Origin of the sequence: Pseudanabaena sp. BC1403 (assembly GCF_002914585.1) — a bacterium.
GTDB lineage: Bacteria > Cyanobacteriota > Cyanobacteriia > Pseudanabaenales > Pseudanabaenaceae > Pseudanabaena.
Map to the genome: position 1 here is coordinate 26,391 of NZ_PDDM01000033.1, position 21,930 is coordinate 48,320.

The 21,930-nt window shown below is 42.6% G+C and carries 24 protein-coding genes and 1 pseudogene; 17 read left to right on the top strand and 8 right to left on the bottom strand.

The window, feature by feature from the left end:
- Positions 1–57: 57 nt before the first annotated feature.
- Entirely contained in the window at positions 58–1,020 is a 963-nt protein-coding gene (locus tag CQ839_RS21670; RefSeq protein WP_103670382.1) for a PhoH family protein, read from the top strand.
- 103 nt (positions 1,021–1,123) lie between these two features.
- A complete protein-coding gene (locus CQ839_RS21675) occupies positions 1,124–1,396 on the top strand; it encodes a MoaD/ThiS family protein (protein ID WP_103670383.1) in 273 nt (90 codons plus the stop codon).
- A gap of 52 nt (positions 1,397–1,448) precedes the next feature.
- Here CQ839_RS21675 and CQ839_RS21680 read toward each other — a convergent pair whose 3' ends face one another.
- Positions 1,449–1,664: a DUF2949 domain-containing protein gene (locus CQ839_RS21680; RefSeq protein WP_103670384.1), complete on the bottom strand. Its 216-nt coding sequence runs from the start codon at positions 1,662–1,664 to the stop codon at positions 1,449–1,451.
- A 505-nt stretch (positions 1,665–2,169) separates the two neighbouring features.
- On the opposite strand from CQ839_RS21680, the gene CQ839_RS21685 reads away from it, so the two are divergent.
- Positions 2,170–4,191 carry an ATP-binding protein gene (locus CQ839_RS21685; RefSeq protein WP_103670385.1) on the top strand — a complete coding sequence of 674 codons (2,022 nt, stop codon included), beginning with the start codon at positions 2,170–2,172 and terminating at the stop codon, positions 4,189–4,191.
- Between the two features lie 225 nt (positions 4,192–4,416).
- Here the strand turns inward: CQ839_RS21685 and CQ839_RS21690 are convergent, their stop codons facing one another.
- Positions 4,417–4,680 (bottom strand): hypothetical protein, encoded by a 264-nt coding sequence (locus CQ839_RS21690; RefSeq protein ID WP_103670386.1) that lies wholly within the window; start codon positions 4,678–4,680, stop codon positions 4,417–4,419.
- A gap of 336 nt (positions 4,681–5,016) precedes the next feature.
- On the opposite strand from CQ839_RS21690, the gene CQ839_RS21695 reads away from it, so the two are divergent.
- The 4 genes from CQ839_RS21695 to CQ839_RS21710 all read left to right on the top strand — a co-directional run bounded on the left by CQ839_RS21695 (position 5,017) and on the right by CQ839_RS21710 (position 8,937).
- Positions 5,017–5,778 (top strand): DsbA family protein, encoded by a 762-nt coding sequence (locus tag CQ839_RS21695; protein ID WP_103670387.1) that lies wholly within the window; start codon positions 5,017–5,019, stop codon positions 5,776–5,778.
- A gap of 177 nt (positions 5,779–5,955) precedes the next feature.
- On the top strand, positions 5,956–7,314 hold the full coding sequence (locus tag CQ839_RS21700; RefSeq protein ID WP_103670388.1) for a phospholipid carrier-dependent glycosyltransferase: 1,359 nt from the start codon (positions 5,956–5,958) through the stop codon (positions 7,312–7,314).
- A 118-nt stretch (positions 7,315–7,432) separates the two neighbouring features.
- Positions 7,433–8,404 (top strand): DnaJ C-terminal domain-containing protein, encoded by a 972-nt coding sequence (locus tag CQ839_RS21705; protein WP_103670389.1) that lies wholly within the window; start codon positions 7,433–7,435, stop codon positions 8,402–8,404.
- 50 nt (positions 8,405–8,454) lie between these two features.
- Entirely contained in the window at positions 8,455–8,937 is a 483-nt protein-coding gene (locus tag CQ839_RS21710; RefSeq protein ID WP_103670390.1) for a CRR6 family NdhI maturation factor, read from the top strand.
- A gap of 40 nt (positions 8,938–8,977) precedes the next feature.
- On the opposite strand, the gene CQ839_RS25815 is transcribed toward CQ839_RS21710, so the two are convergent.
- Positions 8,978–9,109, bottom strand: a complete 132-nt coding sequence (locus CQ839_RS25815) for a hypothetical protein (protein WP_258040833.1) — start codon at positions 9,107–9,109, stop codon at positions 8,978–8,980.
- Positions 9,110–9,145: 36 nt separating this feature from the next.
- Positions 9,146–9,271, bottom strand: a complete 126-nt coding sequence (locus CQ839_RS25820) for a hypothetical protein (protein ID WP_258040834.1) — start codon at positions 9,269–9,271, stop codon at positions 9,146–9,148.
- 167 nt (positions 9,272–9,438) lie between these two features.
- Between CQ839_RS25820 and CQ839_RS21715 the strand changes: the two genes are divergently transcribed.
- The 10 genes from CQ839_RS21715 (at position 9,439) to CQ839_RS21760 (ending at position 19,950) form a co-directional block, all read left to right on the top strand.
- Entirely contained in the window at positions 9,439–10,746 is a 1,308-nt protein-coding gene (locus CQ839_RS21715; RefSeq protein ID WP_103670391.1) for a P-loop NTPase fold protein, read from the top strand.
- A 15-nt stretch (positions 10,747–10,761) separates the two neighbouring features.
- The gene (locus CQ839_RS21720) at positions 10,762–12,336 is read left to right on the top strand and encodes a tetratricopeptide repeat protein (RefSeq protein WP_103670392.1); all 1,575 of its coding nucleotides are present in this window, start codon (positions 10,762–10,764) and stop codon (positions 12,334–12,336) included.
- Positions 12,337–12,560: 224 nt separating this feature from the next.
- The gene (gene def / locus CQ839_RS21725; protein ID WP_103670393.1) at positions 12,561–13,127 is read left to right on the top strand and encodes a peptide deformylase; all 567 of its coding nucleotides are present in this window, start codon (positions 12,561–12,563) and stop codon (positions 13,125–13,127) included.
- Positions 13,128–13,181: 54 nt separating this feature from the next.
- Positions 13,182–13,544 carry a cupin domain-containing protein gene (locus tag CQ839_RS21730; RefSeq protein ID WP_103670394.1) on the top strand — a complete coding sequence of 121 codons (363 nt, stop codon included), beginning with the start codon at positions 13,182–13,184 and terminating at the stop codon, positions 13,542–13,544.
- A gap of 72 nt (positions 13,545–13,616) precedes the next feature.
- Positions 13,617–14,411: an ABC-2 family transporter protein gene (locus tag CQ839_RS21735; protein ID WP_103670395.1), complete on the top strand. Its 795-nt coding sequence runs from the start codon at positions 13,617–13,619 to the stop codon at positions 14,409–14,411.
- 169 nt (positions 14,412–14,580) lie between these two features.
- A complete protein-coding gene (locus CQ839_RS21740) occupies positions 14,581–15,477 on the top strand; it encodes a neutral zinc metallopeptidase (RefSeq protein ID WP_103670396.1) in 897 nt (298 codons plus the stop codon).
- A 227-nt stretch (positions 15,478–15,704) separates the two neighbouring features.
- Entirely contained in the window at positions 15,705–17,123 is a 1,419-nt protein-coding gene (locus CQ839_RS21745) for an efflux RND transporter periplasmic adaptor subunit (RefSeq protein ID WP_103670397.1), read from the top strand.
- A gap of 74 nt (positions 17,124–17,197) precedes the next feature.
- Positions 17,198–18,496, top strand: a complete 1,299-nt coding sequence (locus CQ839_RS21750) for an ABC transporter permease (RefSeq protein WP_181016290.1) — start codon at positions 17,198–17,200, stop codon at positions 18,494–18,496.
- A 63-nt stretch (positions 18,497–18,559) separates the two neighbouring features.
- On the top strand, positions 18,560–19,246 hold the full coding sequence (locus CQ839_RS21755) for an ABC transporter ATP-binding protein (RefSeq protein ID WP_103670398.1): 687 nt from the start codon (positions 18,560–18,562) through the stop codon (positions 19,244–19,246).
- Between the two features lie 62 nt (positions 19,247–19,308).
- Positions 19,309–19,950: a type I restriction endonuclease subunit R gene (locus tag CQ839_RS21760; protein WP_103670399.1), complete on the top strand. Its 642-nt coding sequence runs from the start codon at positions 19,309–19,311 to the stop codon at positions 19,948–19,950.
- A 44-nt stretch (positions 19,951–19,994) separates the two neighbouring features.
- Here the strand turns inward: CQ839_RS21760 and CQ839_RS21765 are convergent.
- From CQ839_RS21765 to CQ839_RS21780, 4 genes and pseudogenes are all read right to left on the bottom strand, one after another.
- Positions 19,995–20,615 (bottom strand): annotated as a pseudogene (locus CQ839_RS21765) (PDDEXK nuclease domain-containing protein); the annotation flags it as partial.
- Between the two features lie 122 nt (positions 20,616–20,737).
- The gene (locus tag CQ839_RS21770; RefSeq protein WP_103670401.1) at positions 20,738–21,160 is read right to left on the bottom strand and encodes a PIN domain-containing protein; all 423 of its coding nucleotides are present in this window, start codon (positions 21,158–21,160) and stop codon (positions 20,738–20,740) included.
- A 2-nt stretch (positions 21,161–21,162) separates the two neighbouring features.
- The gene (locus CQ839_RS21775; protein ID WP_103670402.1) at positions 21,163–21,423 is read right to left on the bottom strand and encodes a prevent-host-death family protein; all 261 of its coding nucleotides are present in this window, start codon (positions 21,421–21,423) and stop codon (positions 21,163–21,165) included.
- Positions 21,424–21,596: 173 nt separating this feature from the next.
- The gene (locus CQ839_RS21780) at positions 21,597–21,797 is read right to left on the bottom strand and encodes a hypothetical protein (protein WP_103670403.1); all 201 of its coding nucleotides are present in this window, start codon (positions 21,795–21,797) and stop codon (positions 21,597–21,599) included.
- Between the last annotated feature and the right edge of the window lie 133 nt (positions 21,798–21,930).

Consider the following 21,930-nt stretch of genomic DNA (forward strand, 5'->3'; position numbering starts at 1 on the left):
ATGTGATGGGACTTTGCCCCATCACATTACGATCACAACCAGAGGATAACTAATTTAATGGGTACAGCCCGCAACGAACCGTATATTTTGAGCTTGCCAAATCCTAGTAGTGCGATCTGTCTTGCAGGGACACGCGAGGAAAACTTAAAACTACTTGCAGAAACAACAGGTGTGCGGATAATCATGCGGGGCCAAGACCTATTAATTGATGGCACGACGGAGCAGATCAGCCTTATAGAAAAAATGGTTAACGCTCTGAAGCCACTGTGGTCACAGGAAAAAACGATCGCAGCTGTAGATATTAGAGCTGCTCGTGAAGCGATCGCGGAGGAACGTTCTGGCGAATGGCGCGATCGCGCCACTATTTCTCGTAATCGTCGTGGTGACTCAGTGCAGCCACGCACCTATCGCCAGCAGCAATATGTGCGAGCGATGGAAAATCACGATTTAATCTTTGGCGTGGGGCCTGCGGGTACTGGAAAAACCTATCTCGCCGCAGTTGCTGCGGTGAGCGCATTGCAAAGCAATAAATTTGAGCGGATTATCCTCACCCGCCCCGCAGTCGAAGCAGGCGAAAGTCTCGGTTTTCTGCCTGGAGATTTACAGCAAAAAATTGATCCCTATCTACGTCCTCTCTATGACGCAATGAACGAAATGATCGGGGCGGAGAAAGTTCCGCAATTAATGGAGCGTGGCATTATCGAAGTCGCGCCTCTTGCCTATATGCGTGGACGTACCCTCAGTAACTCATTCATCATCGTTGATGAGGCACAAAACACAACTGCCGCCCAAATGAAAATGGTCTTAACGCGACTGGGGTTTAAATCGCGTATGGTTGTAACAGGCGACATTACCCAGATTGATTTACCCCGCCATCAAAAATCTGGCTTAATCATTGCCATGAATATTCTGAAAGGAGTTGAAGGAGTTTCCTTTAATTTATTTGATAAAAATGATGTAGTGCGCCATCCTCTAGTGCATAACATCATCGCCGCTTACGAAAACGCAGAAGCAGATTAATATAAGCTCCAAGATTTCTGTTAAATGTAAGGGCAATTCATGAATTGCCCTTACGTTTAACAGAAATCTTGGTTCTCATTTCACGGCAAAGCGCTGTAAAACTATGAACTACGAATCAATTTCTGAAGATATTCAAATCACTGTCAAATTATTTGCAATTTTTCAAGAGGTACTCGCTACCGATGAAATACAAATTACGCTAGCCTCAGGTACTGCGGTGTCGCAAATATTTGATCGCCTAGCTAGTCAATATCCAAATCTTGAGAAATGGCGATCGCTAACTCGTTATGCCGTGAATCTCAATTTTGCAGAACCACAGACAATTCTTAAAAATGGTGACGAAGTCGCACTGATCCCCCCTGTAAGTGGCGGATAAATCCCCAAAAAAGCAAAGCGCCCGCAACGCGGGCGCTTTGCTTTTTTGGGGATTAGCCCTGTCCAGACCAGTCAAGTAAGCCACTAAACTGGTGCAGGTCAATAAAACTAAGCTGTAACAAAATCATGAGCAAGGGGCCTTCTTGTCGGGCTTGCCAGCGTTTGGCAACCGCCAACTGCTCACGGTCAACGACAGACAACTCTAGCAGGTGTCTTTCTAAATCTTCTTGGCGACTAGCGATCGCGTATGTCTGGGAGTGATAACTCATTGAGATCAAATAACTAATTACTTAGGCAATTTGGATTAATAGCGTAGCGCACCTTACCACATCTATCAACCTCCGTCAAAGTTATTTTTTTGTATGGACACAAACCGAAAAATATGAGATGCGATATGACTCGGCACATCTCATAATTTTCAGTTTGAATGAGTCTTAATGCAAGTGGACATTGTTGACGAACATGTCAAAAATTTTTGACAAAAATCAACTGATAGAACCGCTAAAAGCACATAATAAGTTTAGTAACCTTTTTAACGTTTAGAAATCATTTAGATTGTGTGTCTCATCAATTCTTATAATAAAAATCGGTTTTAATGCAAGTCGCCTGACGATTGACGTTCATTAAAACCGATTTTTAGGTTTGGATCGTCTGCGGCGCTGCAAATCCAAACATTGGCTTCATAATTAGAATTGATTTTATGTGTCTAAATTGCTTTGCGCTTGCTTTGGACGTTTCTAAATAAATTGTAGTGCTTTAGCAAAATCTCTCTACATGGACAATTCCAAATTTTCTGAAGAAATATCCATGAAAGACTGGCTAAAACTCCAGCAGGAAGTCAAAGGACTACGAACGCAAGTAAGCCGACTTCAGATGGAAAATAGCGATCTGGAAAACTCATTGTTAACCGCAGTTGAACATGGCGATCTTGTTGAAGCGGAGCTTCTAGATGTTAACAAAAAACTAAAAAGTGAAATCATCGAGCGCAAGATGGCTCAAGCCACCCTGCAATCAATCTTAGAAATTGTCTATCGGGACAAAAGCGATCTCGAAATAATGCTGGCGACTAGCACTGAGCATGGTGATGCGATCGAATACGAGCAATACAATCGCGCTGTCGAGACGATGCACCAAAGCGAGGAGCAGTTTAGATCGATCGCAGAATCAACTAGTATGGCGATGCTGGTTAGTAGACTCTCTGATGGTGCGATTGTATATGCTAATACTAGTGCTGGCACAATCCTCGAAAGAGAATCCCACGATTTAATACAGCGATCTATTAAAGATCTTTACTACTTGCCAGCAGAATGGGAGATTTTACAGCAGCATTTTTTGCAAAACCAAAAAGTGCGTGACTATGAGATTCGTCTATGCAAAGCCAATCAAGAACCCTTGTGGGTGCTAGCATCTGTGCATCCACTATGGCTAAAAGGCGAGCAAGTTTTATTAAATACTTTTTATGATATTACGCTGCTTAAAAAGACAGAACTTGCTCTGCGTGAGTCAGAAGCTAAACTCCGAGAACAAGCCAATCTCTTAGAACAACGAGTGGAAGAACGTACTTATGACCTTAAGCTAGCAAAAGAAGCTGCCGAGTCAGCAAGCCGTTCTAAAGCTGCCTTTTTAGCAAATATGAGTCATGAGTTGCGTACTCCTCTAAATGCAATTCTAGGTTTTGCTCAGCTTATGCTTTATGACCAAGAATTAAATGAACAACACCAGACAGATCTCCAAACTATCTGTAATAGTGGCAATCATCTACTAGCAATGATTAATGACATTTTAGAAATGTCAAAGCTCGAAGCTGGCAGCGTACTTTTGCGTGAGAAGGAATGCTCTCTATACGACATCGTAGATACCGCAAGAGACATGTTGTATCTGAAGGCTCAAGAAAAAGATTTGTCTTTTGATGTGAGTGTTCAGCCAGATGTTCCTCCCTATATTTATACCGATGAAGGTAAATTACGCCAAATATTAATCAATTTAATCGGTAATGCGATCAAGTTTACTGAATCAGGACACATTATTTTGCGCGTAGATGTCCGCAACTTACCCAATAATATAGACAGAATAGCTGGAGAAGTTTCTGAGATTCCTCGTTGCTTGTGTTTTGAAGTGGAAGACACGGGGGCGGGCATTTCCGAAGCGGAGGTGTTAACCTTATTTCAGCCCTTTGTCCAAACGGATTCTGGTAAGCGATCGCAAGAAGGGACTGGGCTAGGACTATCGATTAGCTATAACTATGTGAGGCTAATGGGTGGTCAAATGTTTGTCATCAGTAAAGTTGGCGAAGGTTCTACCTTCAGGTTTTATATTCCAGTTAAGTCTTTAGATCTGTTTAGTGCCGATTCTCCAACTAAATCACCACGTCGAGTAATTGGCATTGAAGGCAATCAAGTCCACCGTATCTTAATTGCTGAAGATATGCGTCTGAACCGCCAACTATTAACGAGAATTTTATCGCCACTAGGAATTGAGGTGCGCGAAGTTACGAATGGACAAGATGCGATCGATGTATGGCAATCTTGGTCACCACATTTAATCTGGATGGATGTCAGAATGCCGATCATGAATGGTCAAGAAGCTGCATCGGCAATCAGGGAAATTGAGGCAAAGCGGAGTATTTCCACTTCGCAGAAAGTCCGAATAATTGCTTTGACCGCTAGTTTAGTTGAGCTTAGAGAAGAAGATTTATTTATTAATGGGTTCGATGGATTTCTTTCTAAACCATATACTGAGGATAAAGTTTTTGACAGAATGGCAGAGCATCTAAACTTGCAATATATTTATAAGTAAGTGATGTTACGTGGAAAGAAAAATGCACCACATCCCCCAACCCCTTCTCCTTGCAAGGAGAAGGGGAGCCAGAGCTTTTTCTTGTTCCCCTCTCCTTTGCAAGGAGAGGGGCTAGGGGTGAGGTTTTAGAAACTTCCACGTAACATCAGTAAGTAACTAAAACCTCAAAAGACAAATCGCCTGCTTAGCTGGCGATTTGTCTTTTGAGGTTTTAGTGTTAATTTTCTAACGCACATAAGCGTGAAATGGAGAATTACGTTCAGCCAAAAGCTCGCGCATTCTTAAGGTGTTATAGACAGGATTATGCTCATAATCTCCATAGAGAACGATATTAGCTAAAAAACCTTGTATTTCCTGTATATCTTCAATCCGTTCTACATACTTACAAGATTTAATAGATAGATTGTTTTTACGCCAATTTAAATATTCAGCATAGCTGCCTGTAATTATTAGAGTCTGTCTGTTGGAAGTATCTTTAATAGCGGTCATTGTTGGATCTATTGGTATCACTAAGATTTTTTAACTACGTCTCAAATCAATTGCCTCGTTTTTTACCTTAAACAAACTTAGTATAACTTAACACATTTTGTCATCATCCATAAGGACGCAATTTTTTGTGGCGAGGCTTTGCCTCGCCACAAAAAATTGCGTCCTTATTAAATCGCATAGTCCTTAAGAGGTAAGAAATTCAGCAATTCTAATTATGAAATCGATTTTAGAGTTTTCATCGCCTGCGATGATGAAAACTCTAAAATCGGTTTTGATTAGAGATCGTGTAGACTTAATACGAAAAGAATTCCGCCTTCTATTTGGGATGTTTTTGTAATGCGACTCCAACCATACCTGCTCTCAGCTTTAGTTGCACTCATACTGATGATTACTAGTTGTGCTTCTACAGGACAATCGGCAAACGCTCAACTATCTGATGCTCAATTTGAAACTAAAGTCTTAGAAATCATCCGTAAAAATCCGAAGGTGATTTTAGATTCGGTGCAAGCTTATCAAAGATCTCAAGCTCAACAAGAAGAGCAGTTACGCGATAAGGTGTTATCACAAATCCGCCAAGAACCTCGCCTACTACTCCGCAATTCGCCAGTTACAGGTTCGGCAAACCAGAAAATTATTATGGCGGAGTTCTCAGATTTTGAATGTCCTTTTTGTGCAAGAGGGTATGCTGTGGTGAAAGAATTTATGGCAAAAAATCAGAATGATGTCACTTTAGTGTTTAAGCATTTCCCTCTTAAGGAGATTCATCCTCAGGCAGAACCTGCTGCTCTTGCGGCTTGGGCGGCTTCACAACAGGGCAAGTTTTGGGAATATCATGATGCTTTATTTGAGCAGCAGGGCAAGCTTGGAGAAGATTTCTATCTCGAACTTGCAAATACTTTGAAACTTGATGTCGATCGCTTTAATCGCGATCGCAAGAGCGAAGAAGCGAAAGCAGCTATCAAGAAAGATTTTGAACTTGGTAAGTCTTTAGGAGTACGCGGGACACCTTCATTTGTGATAAATGGAGTGTTTTTCTCTGGTGTACCAGACATTAAGGATTTGGAATCTTTGGTTGCCCAGATTAAAGCGGGTAAATAAACCAAGAACTCAAGTTCTTGGCTAAAAGCTCAAGTCCACTGAAGTGGGCTGAAAGAACTTCTAATTAACCCGTTTCAACGGGTTTGAGCTTTTAGCCCGCACTTGAGTGCAGGGCTTGAGTGCGGGGCTACAGCGTAACCCCTAATATATCTAGTATTTTTTAGATGAGAACAGTAAATGGGCAATTGGAGAGAACAAATAATTATTACTCCCATTGCTCGTTTTTCCGATCGCCTGATTTGGCTATCGGAGCATCCAGTTTTTGGCGTAATGGCGATCGCTTTAGTTGCATTTGCGACTCGCTTTTGGAACTTGGATGGCACAGGAGATGTTGTTTTTGATGAGGCTTATTATCCTAAGTTTGCTCAAAACTATTTGCGTGGTGAGACTCTATTTGACGCACATCCACCCCTAGCCAAATATATCATTGCTATAGGTATCAAGATTTTTGGTTATGCTCCTTTTGGCTATCGCTGTATGACGGCACTAGCAGGTTCATTACTGCCCTTAGTTACCTATGAGTTGATCTGGCAGTTGAGCGATCGCCGTGGTTGGGCATGGCTGACGGGATGGTTTGTTGCCATGGATGGCTTGTTATTGGTGGAGTCACGCTTTGGCTTGATCAATATTTACATTTTACTTTTCGGGATGCTCAGTCATCTATGTATGGTGCTAGCCTTGAAGCGATCGCGACAAAGATGGTTTTGGGTACTTGCTACAGGCTTGATGTTCGGCGCATCAATCAGCGTGAAGTGGACAGGCTTGGCTTATGTTGTCGGGCTAGTAGCACTTATGGGCTATGCATGGTCACGTTATCGTCAAGCTTTAAATGCTCCGCAGATAGTGATTGGATTAATCATTGTGCCGATCGCTTTTTATTTTGTGCAGTGGATTCCGCATTTAATGATTAATCCCGAACGCGATATTTGGGAATTGCACCGTCAGATCCTTGGTTTTCATCAAAACTTAGGCGTTGGCAAAACCGAACCGATCCATCCCTATTGTTCGCCTTGGTGGAGTTGGGCTTTACTAATTCGTCCCGTAGCCTACTTTTTTGAGATGCGGCCTAACAGCATGTTGCAATTTGTTCTGGCAATAGGTAATCCCTTTTTATATTGGCTCAGTGCGCTCGCCTTGTTGATCGGTCTATCATTTTTAGTTGCCTCAAAGCTAAGGTTCCCGCCCAAGCTAATAACTCAAATAAATCTTGCAAACAGATCTCAGTCGCCATCAACATTATTCTGGGTTACTTTCTATGTAACTACTAGTTTTCTGGCGCATTGGCTGCCTTGGAGCTTAAGCAAACGTTGCATATTTTTGTATCACTATATGCCTGCCTCAGTTTTTGCCTTTGCCACTCTTGCCTTGTTGGTGTCGTTAATGTGGCGATCGCCATTACAAGAATTGAGGACGCTTGGTTCTGGGATTGTGGGAATTATTGCGATCGCTTTTGTATTTTGGATGCCAATTTATATCGGTTTACCGATCTCCTCAGGTTATTTGCCCGTGCTAATGTGGTTACCTAGCTGGATCTAAATCAAAACAAATGCCGTGTAAAGCACTGTATTTGCGCTGTGCCTAGCAAACCCGCAAGCGTTTGCTAAAGCAACGATAAGGTAAGCTAAGTTATCTCCTTGTTTGCAGTTCGGGAAATATGCAAAACTTTCGCAACTATTATGAAATCCTCGGTGTACCGAAGACAGCCACGGCTGACGAAATTAAGCGCTCCTATCGCAGGTTAGCGCGGAAATATCATCCCGACCTGAATCCCAATGACAAGGCAGCCGAAGAGCGCTTCAAAGACATTGGCGAAGCCTACGAAGTCTTGTCTGATACCACCAAACGCCAACAATACGATCGCTTTGGGCAATATTGGAAACAAGGCGGATTTCAAGGTGCAGGTGGCAGACCGCCATCATCACGAGAGCAATATACACCAGACTTTGAGCGCGGTGGCTACTCGGGCGATGTGGACTTTAGCCAATATAACGACTTCCAAGAATTTGTCGATCAATTACTTGGTAAATTTCGCACTAATGAACGTGCCCAAGACACAGGAGGCGCGTCCTCCTACCGCACCAATACCCAAACTCAACCGCGCCCTACTCCACGCCGCGATTCGGAAGCTTTATTAGAGTTGCCGCTCGAACGCGCCTATGTCGGTGGTCGCGAACGCATCCGCCTCGAAGATGGGCGATCGCTAGAAGTAAATATGCCCGCAGGTGTGCTTTCAGGTCAAAGAATCAGGCTTAAAGGTCAAGGCGCATCAGGTGGCGATCTCTATCTCAAAATTACGCTCAAGCCACATACATTCTTTACCCTCGAAGGTTCCGATATTCGTTGTCAATTGCCAATTTCGCCCAGCGAATCGGTTCTCGGCATCCAAGTAGAAGTACCAACCCTAAGTGGATTAGTGAAGTTGACGATTCCTCCTGCGGTGAAGTCTGGACAACAATTGCGACTCTCTGGAAAAGGCTTCCCTAAAGACGCGCGAACCTTTGGCGATCAATATGTGGAAATCCAGATTGTCGTTCCCAAAACTCCTAGTAAACAAGAACGCGAACTCTACGAAAAGTTACTAGCAATCCAATCCTTCGATCCTCGCGAAAACTTACCGAAAAAATAAACATTAGGGCGGCGCATTGCACCGCCCTAACTTAATTCTATCTAATACATATGTCTACTATCATCTACGTCAACCAAGCCTGTATTGAGTCGCTGGATATTACTCCTGCCAAAATTGCGATCGAGAAGTTATTAGCTAATTGGGATGAAACACCCGAAGGCGATCGCCAATTTCAAATCGAACTTGTGTGGGATAAGGAAGATGGCGACCCACGCGAATTATCAGAAATCTCGGAAGTGCGACTCTGGTTTGTGCGTCTCGATGCGACCTATCCTTGGTTTAGCTATCTCCTCGATTGGAGATCGGAACTCAGTCGCTATGCCGCGATGCTAGTTCCCCACCAGTTTAAGCGCGAAGGTGATGGCTATGTGTTGCAATACAATCCTGAGGCACTGGAGATTTTTGTAATGCAGAAGGTTTTCACAATTTCCCTCTGGCTCAAGTCGCGCGGCATTGACAGCACGGCAAAGTTACAACAAATGACTCAAAGCTTAGGCTACGAAATAGATTCAGCATTCTTCACTCTTTTGTAAATCTTTAAGATTATTCGTTATTTGGAGGATGATGTATCGCCTAGACATGGACTGGTTGACGATTAATCTGTAATTGCTTCATCAATTCGGCTAGTGAAATATTCCGTAATTGAGATAACTTAATAAGATGTTGGAGGCGATCTCCATCAGCTTTCTCGACAATATCAATCATCTTGAGTAAGTCTTGATGTTCTTCAGGAGTAATAGTTTACGATCGCATTTTTGCGCTTAAATCATTATATTTTCGTTGTATTTCTTCTGGTAAAGCTTGATTAATTTTTTGTAGTAATTCCAGTTCTGCAATGCCATCTGTCTTAACCTGAACTGTAGCCATGTATAGTGACCTTTGTAAGGTTGTGAATTACTTATTCTTGTAGAGCATTATAGCAAGAGTGATAATTTGTCAGTGCGATCGCCTCCAAACCCTACTCGACAAGAAAAAAGCAAAACGCTATACAATGTAAAAGTGAATTTATAAGCTAAGTACAGCAAAATATTCCGATGTCTCAACGTACTCGCAATCAATTAATTGAAATTTTTAGAGAAGCAGCTAATAACTTAGAGTTGTTTCCCTTGGATAATGCTTCTACGTTGGATCGGTTTGCAATTGAGTATGATCTAGAGACTTTAGAAGAACTTGCGGCGTTAGTCGAAGATAGTCCTAGCCAGTCGAGCAAAATTATTTTTAGTGGTCATACTGGTTGTGGGAAGTCTACTATACTAGCGGCGCTAGCACAAAAATTACACGATCACTTTTTTGTGGTGCGCTTTTCTATTGCTAATACCATCGAGAATGCGGATGTGAATCACGTTACGATTTTGTTTGCGATCGCCTTAAAGATCATGCAAGAGGCAGAAATTCAGAATGTGAAAATTTTGCCCAAGACTAAAGAGGGTTTACTCAATTGGTTTGCGAAAAAGACAAAATCTGAGGAGTTGAAAGTAACGGGTGAAGCTAGTATCGGGGCAAAATTATTAGAACTAATTGGCTTAAAGCTCAAAGTTGATGCAGTGATTCGGCAGGAAATTAAGCAAGAATTTGAGAGAAAGGTATCGGAATTAGTTGCGAAGTTAAATGAGATTGCAGCGATTGCTAATGGGGCAAGTGGAAAAAATATTTTGGTGATTATTGATGATATCGATAAGCTAGAGATACCAGTAATTCGCGATGTTTTTATCAATAATATTAAGGCGCTATTTCTGCCTAATTTGCAAATCATTTACACATTGCCGATCTCGGCTTTGCATGACAAAGATATTGTGCCTATATTAGAGACGGAAACCAGCGATCGCATTGTACCGATGCGAATTTTGAAGCTATATAAAAAAGGTGAGAGTCGCCATCCAGATCCTACTCCTGTTATGGAGATTGTTGACAAGCTTGAGAAGTTATTGGCAAAGAGAATTGATTTGGAACTTTTTGAACCAGATGCATTGCAGAAAGTAATTGCCTATAGTGGCGGCGTGTTGCGTGAGGTAATTCGGATTGTGCAGCAGTCTTGTCGGATTTGTTTGCGCCAGTTGCGATCGCTATCTGAAGATGCGGATGTGAGCAATTTAAAAATTTCGCTGACAGTGGTTGAGGAAGCGGCGAATAATCTAAGGGTGCAAATGTCTCGTCCTTTAGGAAAAGTAGACTATGAGATTTTAAAAACGGTCTATCAAAACTATGCGCCTGATGATCCCCGTGATGATGAATTTTTGGGATTGCTGAAGGGTTTACCAGTTTTGGAATATCGCAATGCGCGGGAATGGCATGATGTGCATCCGTTGTTGTGGCAATTAATTCAAGAGCGATTGACTCCTTAAGAATATGGCGAAGCAATGGAACAGAATGAAGTTAATTTTCTAGATTTGCTTGTTGCGATTGAGACGAGTAATAAGCATTTGAGTTTATTGCTTGCCGTTTGTGATCGCGATCGCTTGCGAAGTTCTTTAACTGAGCGCTATGAGCAAGAGTTAGCCTCAGAGGGCATCAAATCCTATCGTGTAACGATTGATCGCCAAGAACCAAGTTTATTTGCTGCAATTAATCAACTGGTTGAAGCGGAACCATATTTACAGGCTGGGAATCCTGCGGTGATTACGGTAGAGGGGGTGGTGAGTTTATCGAGTTTTGCGTCAGAGGGTGAGCGATCGCCTGTTGATAAGTTTTTGGGCTATTTGCAATGGACTAGGGAGGGAATGCGTCAGTTTCCATTTCCAATTGTGATTTGGGTAACGGAACATATTCACAATGAAATTTCGCGCAAAGCCCAAGATTTCTACAGTTGGCGACAGGGTGTATTTTTCTTTGAGTCAATTCAAGAGGAGACGATTGTACCGATTGATGTTGAGCCAATTCGGCTACCAGAGTCTGAGACTGATGATTTGGATCTGCCGATTGATGAGTTGTTGGTTTATATTGCTCAACGGGAGGTGGCTGGTCAAGAGGATGCGAGTTTGGCTACGTTTTACACGTTATTAGCGAGAGCATACGAAAGAGATCAAGAAATTGATCGAGCGATCTCTACATGGCAAAAAGCGATCAATCTTCAAGAAAAGCTTAATCTATCTCTAGAACTAGCTAATAGTTTGAATAACTTAGGGATTCTGTATGATTATCAAGGTAAGTATAGCGAATCCGAACCTCTCTATTGGCGATCACTCGAAATTAGGGAGCGAGAATTAGGGGCAAACCATCCCGAAGTCTCAACTAGCCTCAACAATATCGCAGCACTTTACTATTCACAGGGGAAGTACAGCGAAGCCGAACCTCTCTATCAGCGATCACTCAAGATTAGAGAATGGAGGCTAGGATTAGACCATCCCTCTGTTGCCATCAGCCTCAATAATCTCGCATTACTTTACGAATCGCAGGGGAAGTATAGCGAAGCAGAACCTCTTTATCTACGATCACTCGATATCGACAAACAAATCTATGGAGAAGATCATCCTGAAATTGCAGCAGCTCTCAACAATCTCGCTGCACTTTACGAATCACAAGGGGATTACAGCAAAGCCGAACCTCTCTATCTACAATCGCTCAAAATTAGTGAACGACAACTAGGGACAGATCAGCGCTATATCGCCACCACGCTCAACAACCTTGCATTACTTTATAGATTGCAGGGGAAGTATAGCGAAGCTGAATCTCTCCATCGGAGATCTCTCGAAATCAGAGAACGCCAACTAGGATCTGAGCATCCTGATGTTGCCAACAGTCTCCGCAATCTCGCAATAATGCGTTACCATCAAAATCAATATGATGAAGCTAAAGCTCTATTGATACAAGCTCTAAAAATTCAAGAAGTTGTTCTTGGTGACAATCATCCTGACACACAAAATACTAAAGAATCTCTCGCATATATCCAAGCAAATCATCAAAGCCAACCTATTCTCGGACAGGACATTAATTGATAGAGGTTAAGATCCTCGACTTTTTTGTACTCTTACGACTACAGAAAATCTTGAGCTAAAAGCGATCGCTGAACTGGACGAGATTTTTAGCTATATTAATGGGGCAATATTCAGAATACATATTCCTCATAGCCAAGCAAAGTACGTTAATTGCTGAACAAGCGATGCAATATGCCAAAATATAAATAGTTAACTACAAGCTTATATTTACAAGCTGATTGGCAATGTCTGCAATTTCAATAAAAGTCCCCAAGCAAAAGCTCAAGAATCCACCACTGCAAGTCCATACACTAGGCGATCGCGTCTTGCGCCAGCCAGCCAAGCGCATTAGCAAAGTAAACGACGAAATTCGTCAGATTGTTGTCGATATGCTGCAAACCATGTATAGCAACGATGGCATCGGGCTTGCTGCGCCACAGGTGGGGATCAATAAGCAATTACTCGTTATTGATATCGAACTCAAGGATGAGAACATCCCGCCCTTAGTAATGATCAATCCTGAAGTAAAGTCTTCAGGTGGTGACCTGATTACTGGCGAAGAAGGCTGTCTGAGTATTCCTGAAGTATTTCTGGATGTCGTGCGTCCCGATCGCGTTGAGGTGTCCTATCGCGATGAAGATGGTAGACCCAAGCATCTTGTAGCTGAAGGTTTACTTGCAAGAGTAATTCAACATGAAATGGATCATTTGAATGGAGTCTTGTTTGTCGATCGCGTTAAGAATGCGATCGCTCTTAACAAAGAATTAAGCGCTCATGGCTTTGCGACTAAGGATGTCCAAGCGATTAGATAGTAGCAGGGCGGCAATGCCGCTTTGCAATGCCACTTTGTGAGAGGAGTTCCATTTATGTTGATCCAAAAATTGCTGGATTGTCCAGAGTTTATTGCTGGAGATTCGACGATATTGCGCGAATTATTACATCCTGACAAGCAGGAGATTAATCTGCGATATAGTCTCGCCCATGCAATTTTGCCAGTGGGGGAGACTTCTCAAGCTCATTCTCTGACAACTTCTGAGGTGTATTACATCCTGAGTGGTAAAGGGGAAATGCATATTGATGAAGAGATTCGCGAGATCGAATCTGGCGATGCGGTATATATTCCTCCAGATGCCAAGCAATTTCTGCGCAACATTGGTGATGAGCCGATTGTATTCATTTGCATCGTCGATCCCGCTTGGCGCAAAGAAGACGAAACTATTTACGATTAGCTGTTGTGGCAAAGCTCTGCACTCAAGTGAGAGCTAAAAGCTCAAATCCGTTGAAACGGGTGGTGATTAATTATGCGGTTTAGATATATATTTCGTGTTTCTAAAACGTTATTCTCAACCTACTACGCCTATATGCTCGAATATCGGGCAGAACTTTTTATTTGGTTATTATCGAATTCTTTACCATTTATTTTGATGGGGGCATGGCTAAAAGCTTCTGAAACTGGCAGCTTTGGTTTCACAGCTTTAGAGTTTATTCGTTACTTTTTGGCGGTATTTGTAGTAAGGCAATTTAATATTGTTTGGGTGATTTGGGACTTTGAGAGAGAACTAATTTCAGGACAGCTCTCACATCGTCTATTGCAACCGATTGATCCATTTTGGCATCATTTGATCAATCACATCGCTGAGCGTTTTGCGAGATTGCCGATGCTTGTGGTTTTGATTGCTCTATTTTTTGTTCTCTATCCGCAATCATTCTGGATTCCGTCATGGTCAACTGGTTTACTTGCGACATTTATTGTGGCGATCGCTTTTTTATTGCGATTCCTCATTCAATATACTTTTGGACTTCTATCATTTTGGACAGAGAGAGCTAGTGCGATCGAGCAACTCTGGTTTTTGACCTATATATTTCTGTCAGGGATCATTGCTCCTCTAGATGTATTTCCACCACAGGTGCGAGATATCGTCATGTGGACACCTTTTCCTTATATGGTGTATTTTCCTGCTGCACTTTTGGTGGGTAAAGCGATCGATGTCTGGCATGGGATAGGGATAATGGCTGGATGGATGGGGATTTTCTTTGTTGTCAGTCGTTGGCTATGGCGTAAAGGCATCAAGCAATATTCTGGTATGGGAGCCTAAAAAGCTAAATGTGATTCTCCCGCAATAAACCCAAAAGATAAGTGACGGCGCGAAGCGCCGCCACTTATCTTTTGGGTTCTAGCTATATTTTAAAAAAGTATTTGGTTTTAGTTAGGGCTGATAGCGCTATATTCACAACAATGAAATCACATGAAGCAGGATTGGCAATATGAAATGGGATGAAATGCGTGAAAGCGATAACGTAGAAGACCAGCGTGATGGTTCTGATGAGGCATCTGAGCCATCTAACTTAAGCTCATCACCAATGGGAATGTTGGGAGGGCTAGGTGCTGGTGGGATGGCGATCGCAGTTATCGTTGGGCTAATTTTTAAGGTTGATCCCGCTCAGATTTTAAATTTGATTGGTGGCAACAATAAAACTGCCCCTGCACCACAAGCCCTAGTCAAAAAGCCAACCAAAGATCGCGATTCGGCATTTGTGAAATCAGTACTTGGTGATACTGAAGATACATGGGAGCGCATTTTTAAGCAGCAGCTAAACAGTAATTATCAAGCACCAAAATTAGTTCTATTTGATGGTTACGTTAATTCAGCCTGTGGATCAGCCAAAACTTCGGCGGGCCCGTTTTATTGTCCTGCCGATCGCAAAGTTTATCTAGATATGGGTTTCTTTAGATATCTAGAAGCTACGGCTGGTAACGATGCTGACTTCGCGAGAGCCTATGCGATCGCCCATGAAGTTGGTCATCATATTCAAAATTTGCGTGGCACATCAGGCAAGGTCAGGCAGTTGAAATCTACAGCCAGTAAAGCTAAAGCCAATGAACTATCAGTGAGGATAGAACTGCAAGCGGATTGTTTAGCAGGTGTTTGGGGACATTTCACGGCTCAACGTGGCTTGATTACCGATCAAGATGTGACTAAAGCTCTAAATACCGCGACTCAGATCGGTGACGATTATTTGCAAAAACAATCTAAGGGTGGTCATGTAATTCCAGAATCTTTCACTCATGGAACTTCGGAACAAAGGGTAACTTGGTTTAAGCGTGGTTTAAACACAGGTGATATCAACCAATGTGACACTTTTGAAACTAGTAAATTATAAAATAGGGGTGCGAAGCGCCCCTATTTTATAATTCTTGATCAGTCCAAGATTTGGGATCTTCTAATGGTTCCAAATGCGAGAGAACATTCATATGTGGTAGTGCATTACAGGAGGAGTCACTTCGTATCTCCTTTAGTTTTTAGATTTCATAATCAAAAATATTTGTGCGAAATGAACGTTTAATCGCGTATAAGAGTCTAAACCCACTAACCATTGACGTAACTTTCATGCAATCAGAAAAAGAGCTAGAACCAAAGGAAGTGGATATTACCAATGATCTATCCGATTTCCCTGATGAACTTGATCGCCCTAAAAAAAAGTTTATGGGCAAATGGAGATGGCGTATTGCTATCGTCTTAATCCTTGTGGCTGTTAGCGGTGGTGGTTACTATGCCTATACCCAGCTAATTGCCCCTGCCAATAATCAATCAACCCGTAAACGCGATCGCACTGTTGCGATTAAGCGTACAGATTTACAAATTATCGTGACTGCTAATGGGACAATTCAGCCCGAAAAGTCGATTAATGTCAGTCCCAAAAGCTCAGGCAGGCTGAAGAGTTTACTAGTCAAAGAAGGCGAAAATGTCCGCATAGGTCAAATCCTTGCCTATATGGATGAGTCCAATACTTTAGGGCAAATTACTCAAGCTGACGGAAATTTGGCGGCGGCGCAGGCAAGTCTCGATCTATTAAGGGCGGGCAATCGTCCCCAAGATATTTCTCAAGCCCAAGCTAATCTAACTAATGCCCAAGCGACGCTTGAGCAATCAGAGATCGTATATCGCCAAAACCAACAGCTTTATCAGCAAGGGGCGATCGCATCACGAGATCTTGATGCGTCAAGAACGACTATGGAAGCTAATCTCGCTAGAGTTTCGCAAACGCGAGAGGCATTATCCTTGCAACGAGCAGGCTCACGTCCTGAAGAAATCGATCGCGCAGAAGCGCAAGTTGTCGCTGCCGCAGGATCTTTGCAAAATGTGCAAGCTCAGCTAGAAGATACAATCATTCGTGCTCCCTTTGATGGGGTGGTAGTCAGAAAATATGCTGATCCAGGGGCATTTGTGACACCGACAACATCTGGAAGCGCGGTGAGTTCGGCAACGGCATCTTCGATTCTTGCGCTTGCTAGCAATAATCAAGTTGTCGCCAATGTCGCTGAGGCGAATATTGCTCAAATTAAGATTGGGCAAACAGTTACTTTACAAGTTGATGCTTATCCTAATAAAAAGTTTAATGGCCGTGTCGTGTCGATCTCGCCGCAAGCGATCGTTAATCAAAATGTCACCAGTTTTGAAGTGAAAGCCGAAATCACTTCTCAAGATAAGCAAATGCTGCGATCGGGTATGAACGCCAGCTTGGAGTTTAAGGCTGGTGAATTAAAGAATGTGCTGGTTGTGCCAACAGTTGCGATCGTGCGTCAGCAAGGTAGCACAGGTGTATATGTGAAGACCGATCAGAGTACAGCCCCTGTATTTACACAAATTGAAACAGGTGTAACTGTTGACGATAAGACCGAAGTGAAATCGGGATTGACAGGCGACGAAAAAATCTTTGTTTCCTTCCCTGAAGGTTCACGTCCAAAGACCGAGCCTAGAGGAGTTCCCGGATTAACACCTGCTTCTCCACAAAGGCAACGTGGTTAGACAAATTTGAGAGTGACACTTCACGGCATTCTTAACAAATATCTAGGTTTTAAATTGAAAAGCACGATGAATTTATGCAAAAGTCAAAACCTATAACCAAATCGCCAGCAAAACCATTGACAAAGCCACGTATCCAAGTTGCTAAGGTTCCCTTTTCGGAAATTCTGACAATGGCAGCAGAATCTCTATGGAATAATCGTCTCCGAACAGCGCTGACCATGCTAGGAGTAATTATTGGTATTGCCGCAGTAATTGCGATTACATCCATTGGGCAAGGCATTCAAAAATCAACGGAAAATCAACTACAGGCACTTGGCACAAATTCGATTAATGTATTGACAGGCTCAGCGCGGACAGGTGGTATTAATCAGGGTGGTGGCTCTGCTTCTACTTTGACCTTGGAAGATGCTCAGGCGGTGGCAAAAGCACCTGCGGTAAAGTTGGTGTCCGCGTATTTACAGCGTACTAGGCAGGTTTCCTATGGGAATCAAAATACTTCGACAACGGTAATTGGGACAGATGTTAACTATTCACCAATTAGGAATACCTTCCCAACCGAAGGAAGAAATTTTGAGCAGGAAGAAATTGATAATGCCAAATCTGTTGTAGTGCTTGGCTCTAAAGTTCGTTCTGATTTGTTTGGTAGTAGTAATGCGATCGGCGAGCGGATTCGGATTCAGGGTGAACAATACCAAGTAATCGGCGTAATGGAATCAAAAGGAGCTTCAGGAGGCTTCGATCAGGACGATCGCGTATTTATTCCGCTCAAAAATATGTCTGCACGTCAGGTCGGCAACAATGCTTTGCAAGGCATTTCGGTGAATGGTTTTTGGGTGCAAGCTCTGGATGAGACAGAACTTGAAGCTGCACAATTCCAATTAACTAATCTGTTGCGTCTAAGACACAAAATTTATCCGCCACAGCCCGATGACTTTCGGATTGTCAACCAGACAGATATCGTGAGCGCCTTTACAAATATTGTCGGCTTGCTGACGCTTATGGTCGGAGCGATCGCAGCCATATCTCTAATTGTTGGCGGCATCGGCATTGCGAATATCATGCTAGTTTCGGTGGTAGAACGTACCCGCGAAATCGGTGTCAGGAAAGCACTAGGAGCAACGCGATCGGCGATTCTTAATCAGTTTCTTACCGAAGCAATTTTAGTGTCAGGGCTTGGCGGTGTAGTTGGTATTGGGTTCGGCGTTGCGATCGCCTATACTTCGGCAACAATTTTTCAATTTCCATTTCTGATTTCAATTTGGTCAGTGGTGGCAGGTTTTGGTTTATCAATGGTGGTTGGATTAGTTGCGGGAGTAATTCCTGCACGGAGTGCCGCTAAGTTAGATCCTATTCAAGCTCTTAGAAGTGATTAATTTATGAGAAAGAGCAACCCGAAGGGTTGCTCTTTCTCAAACACAACTCAGGTGATTAACAAAATGATTCGTTTAGAAAATATCCGCAAAGCTTACCGCCTTGGTGAAGTTGATGTGCCAATTCTGAAAGGTATTGATCTAGAGATTAAGTCAGGAGAATATGCCGCCATTATGGGCATGTCAGGGTCTGGCAAATCGACGTTGATGAACATTATCGGCTGTCTCGATCGCCCTACATCTGGCAAATACTATCTCGAAGATCGGGAGCTGACGACCTATAACGATGATGAATTAGCCTTTATTCGCAATCGTCGCATTGGATTTGTGTTTCAGCAGTTTAATTTGCTCTCGCGCTCAACGGCGATCGAGAATGTGATGCTGCCGATGATTTATTCCAATATCCCGAAAGAAAAACGTCGCCGCCTCGCCACCGAAGCATTAACTAAAGTCGGACTTAGCGATCGCATGTCCAATCGTCCCAATCAACTATCGGGTGGTCAACAACAACGAGTTGCGATCGCTCGTGCCTTAGCCAATCGTCCTGCATTAATTCTGGCGGATGAACCGACGGGAGCTCTAGACACGCAAACATCTCATGAGGTAATGGAACTATTAGGTGAGTTAAATTCACAGGGGATTACGATTGTGTTAGTCACCCATGAGCATGATGTTGCGGAAAGAACTCGCCGTATTATTCGGATTCAAGATGGTTTGATTGTTAAAGCCGAACAGATAGCGGCTCTCAAATGAGCATTGGTTGCTAGCGATCGCCATGTTATCGTAAATCTAAGTACTAACTCAAGGTATTCACTATGCAAACACTAGCTGTTACTGAGTCTGTCACAACAATCGTTGAAGCAGAACAAAAATTTGGCTTGAGTCGTAGTGAATTGAAGGATTTTTTTACAGAATGGTATGACGAGCTTCCTGAAATGAATTCTAGCGATCGCGCTAGTCTAGAAGTTCTCTGGCGGCGTTATATTTATCATCGCTCTGGTGGACATTTGCTAGAAAGTACGGTGATGTTGTTGCTGGTTTCTCCATTATTAACGATTACTGGTTTGTACGATCCTCCTTTCCTTCTCAAGGCGGAAGAGTCTGTGCTGATCAAGATATCGGATAGTGAAGAAACTCTACAGGGACGAATTGATGTGTTGGTATTGCGCGATCGCTTTTGGATCATCGTTTTAGAATCAAAGAAAACAATGCTTTCAGTTTGGTCTGCTTTGCCACAAACTCTTGCTTATTTGATGGCTAGTCCCAATGGCGGCGGTACGCATCCCGCAGGGAATCGCCCTACTTTTGCGATGTTGACAAATGGTGATGATATTGTGTTTGTGAAGCTAGAGGGTAAGCAATATGGAATGTCTCAGGTTTTGTCTCCTCTAGTTAATCAGGGTGAGTTAGAGGTGGCATGGCAAGTTTTACGCAAGATTGCAGAAATAGAAGTTTGATAGCGATCGCTGTGTTGCTCCAGCCGCGATCGCAAAAAAACATATCAATCTTTTTCTAACGAAGGTAATCGACGACGAGCCGAGGCGATCGCTTGCTGGAGTTTCGCTTGGAGTAATTCTTTGGGTGGTAATACGGTAAGGTATTCGGCGACATGGATACCGCTTTTGTCTAGTTCGAGTAATTCAATTTGTTCTTGTTTTTTACCTGCACATAAAATGATTCCCAATGGTGACTGTTCATCGCTTTCTTGGTCATATTTGGCAAGCCAACGCAGATAAAGTTCCATTTGGCTTTTATATTCATGGCGAAAGTTGCCAAGTTTGAGGTCGATCGCAACAAGGCGTTTGAGTTTGCGGTTATAGAACAGTAGGTCGATATAAAAGTCATCATTATCGATTTGGATGCGTTTTTGTCGTGCGATAAAGGTGAATCCTGCACCAAGTTCTAATAAAAATTTCTCAATATCTCGCAAAATAGCATCTTCGAGGTCTTTTTCGTGGTAGCGATCGCTGATATCTAGAAAGTCTAGGATGTAGGGATCTTTGAGCAGTAAGTCTGTGGATATTTGCTGCTCTTGACGCAGTTGTTCTAAATGATGCCGAATGAGGTCTTCGGGTTTACGCACAAGTTCGGCATTTCTAATCATAGTAACGGCAGCGCGTTGTTTGGCTGCATCAATAAGCTGACTAATTTCGCCAAAGAGTTTTTGCGCTGTCTCTTGGATATCTGGATTAATCTGTGGTGGGTGGCGATCAGATGTGCTCATAATTGGGTGAGATATGTCTCTTAATTGCTACTTAGATAAATCTCTACATTTCGGGTGTTCCATGTTGCAATGCCAATTCCAAAAAAGTCTTGATCTTCAGTCCAGATTGGGCAGTCTAATGCTAGAGCTAGAGCAACTATAGTCCAGTCTTTAAGATCACGATCTTCTATCCTGCGTTTTGCCTCGTACTCATAGTCGCTATAAATTTCTAGAGCTAATGGTGTGACTATTTTTGCTAGTTGTGCGATCGCATTTAAGAATGGTTCTAGTGCAAGATTCCGTTTTTGTAATATTTTGGGCAAATGGTGATTCAATTCGTCATAGCAACTGACGGGGGTAACGAAACTACAGCTAGAACTATACTTCTCTAGTAAGTTGGGAACTCGTTCTCCTAATATTGCGCGAATGAGAATGTTGGTATCTAGGACAATTAACTTTCTCATCGTTAAGGTGTGTGTTTCCTAACGCTTTGAAAATCAGCAAATAGCTCTTCTTCACTGATACCTTGTGTTTGCAGTAATTGGGTAATTTTTTGTACTGCTTCTTGCAGAGCGAGTAAGTCTTGTTTTTGGGGAGTGGGTTGTGTGGGGATGTAGTAGCCTATGGGCACACCATGAGAGGTAACGGCTATTGGTTCGGACGTTTGCTTGGTGTATTTGTGTAAGTTAGCCCGAAATTCTTTAATTCCGACAGATTGAATTTCCATAGTCACAAATTGTTAAAGTGTACACTTGAGTACACTTTAACATAAGTCATAAGTTCTTAGCGATCAAACAAAACTACATCAACCGTGTTTTGATGTAACTGCCAAAAGCAATAATAGCTAGATTCTAATTGTTTATTCGATATCAATAGATCAATAAATACTAAAATTCATTGTTATTGAACTAACGCTGGATAGGCTGAATAGTCATCAGACTCTTGTAAATTCTGTCGTAATATTTCGCAATCAGTAGCTAAGGGGATATTTAACTCTGTCGCCAATACCAATGCTTGTTGGCAGTATTGCTGCGCTACCACCAACTCTCCCAAGTCTTTATACAATTCTGCCAAATCTTTAAGAATATTCGCTTTATGCACAAGGCTTCTAGTATTCCCTGAAAGTTCTAGAGCTATCAAAAGAGAACGGGAGCATCTCAGTTAAGCACTGAGTGTAAATGCTTATAAGTGTAGAGATGAGATAATAGAACAAAATCCCCGTGCGAAGCCAATG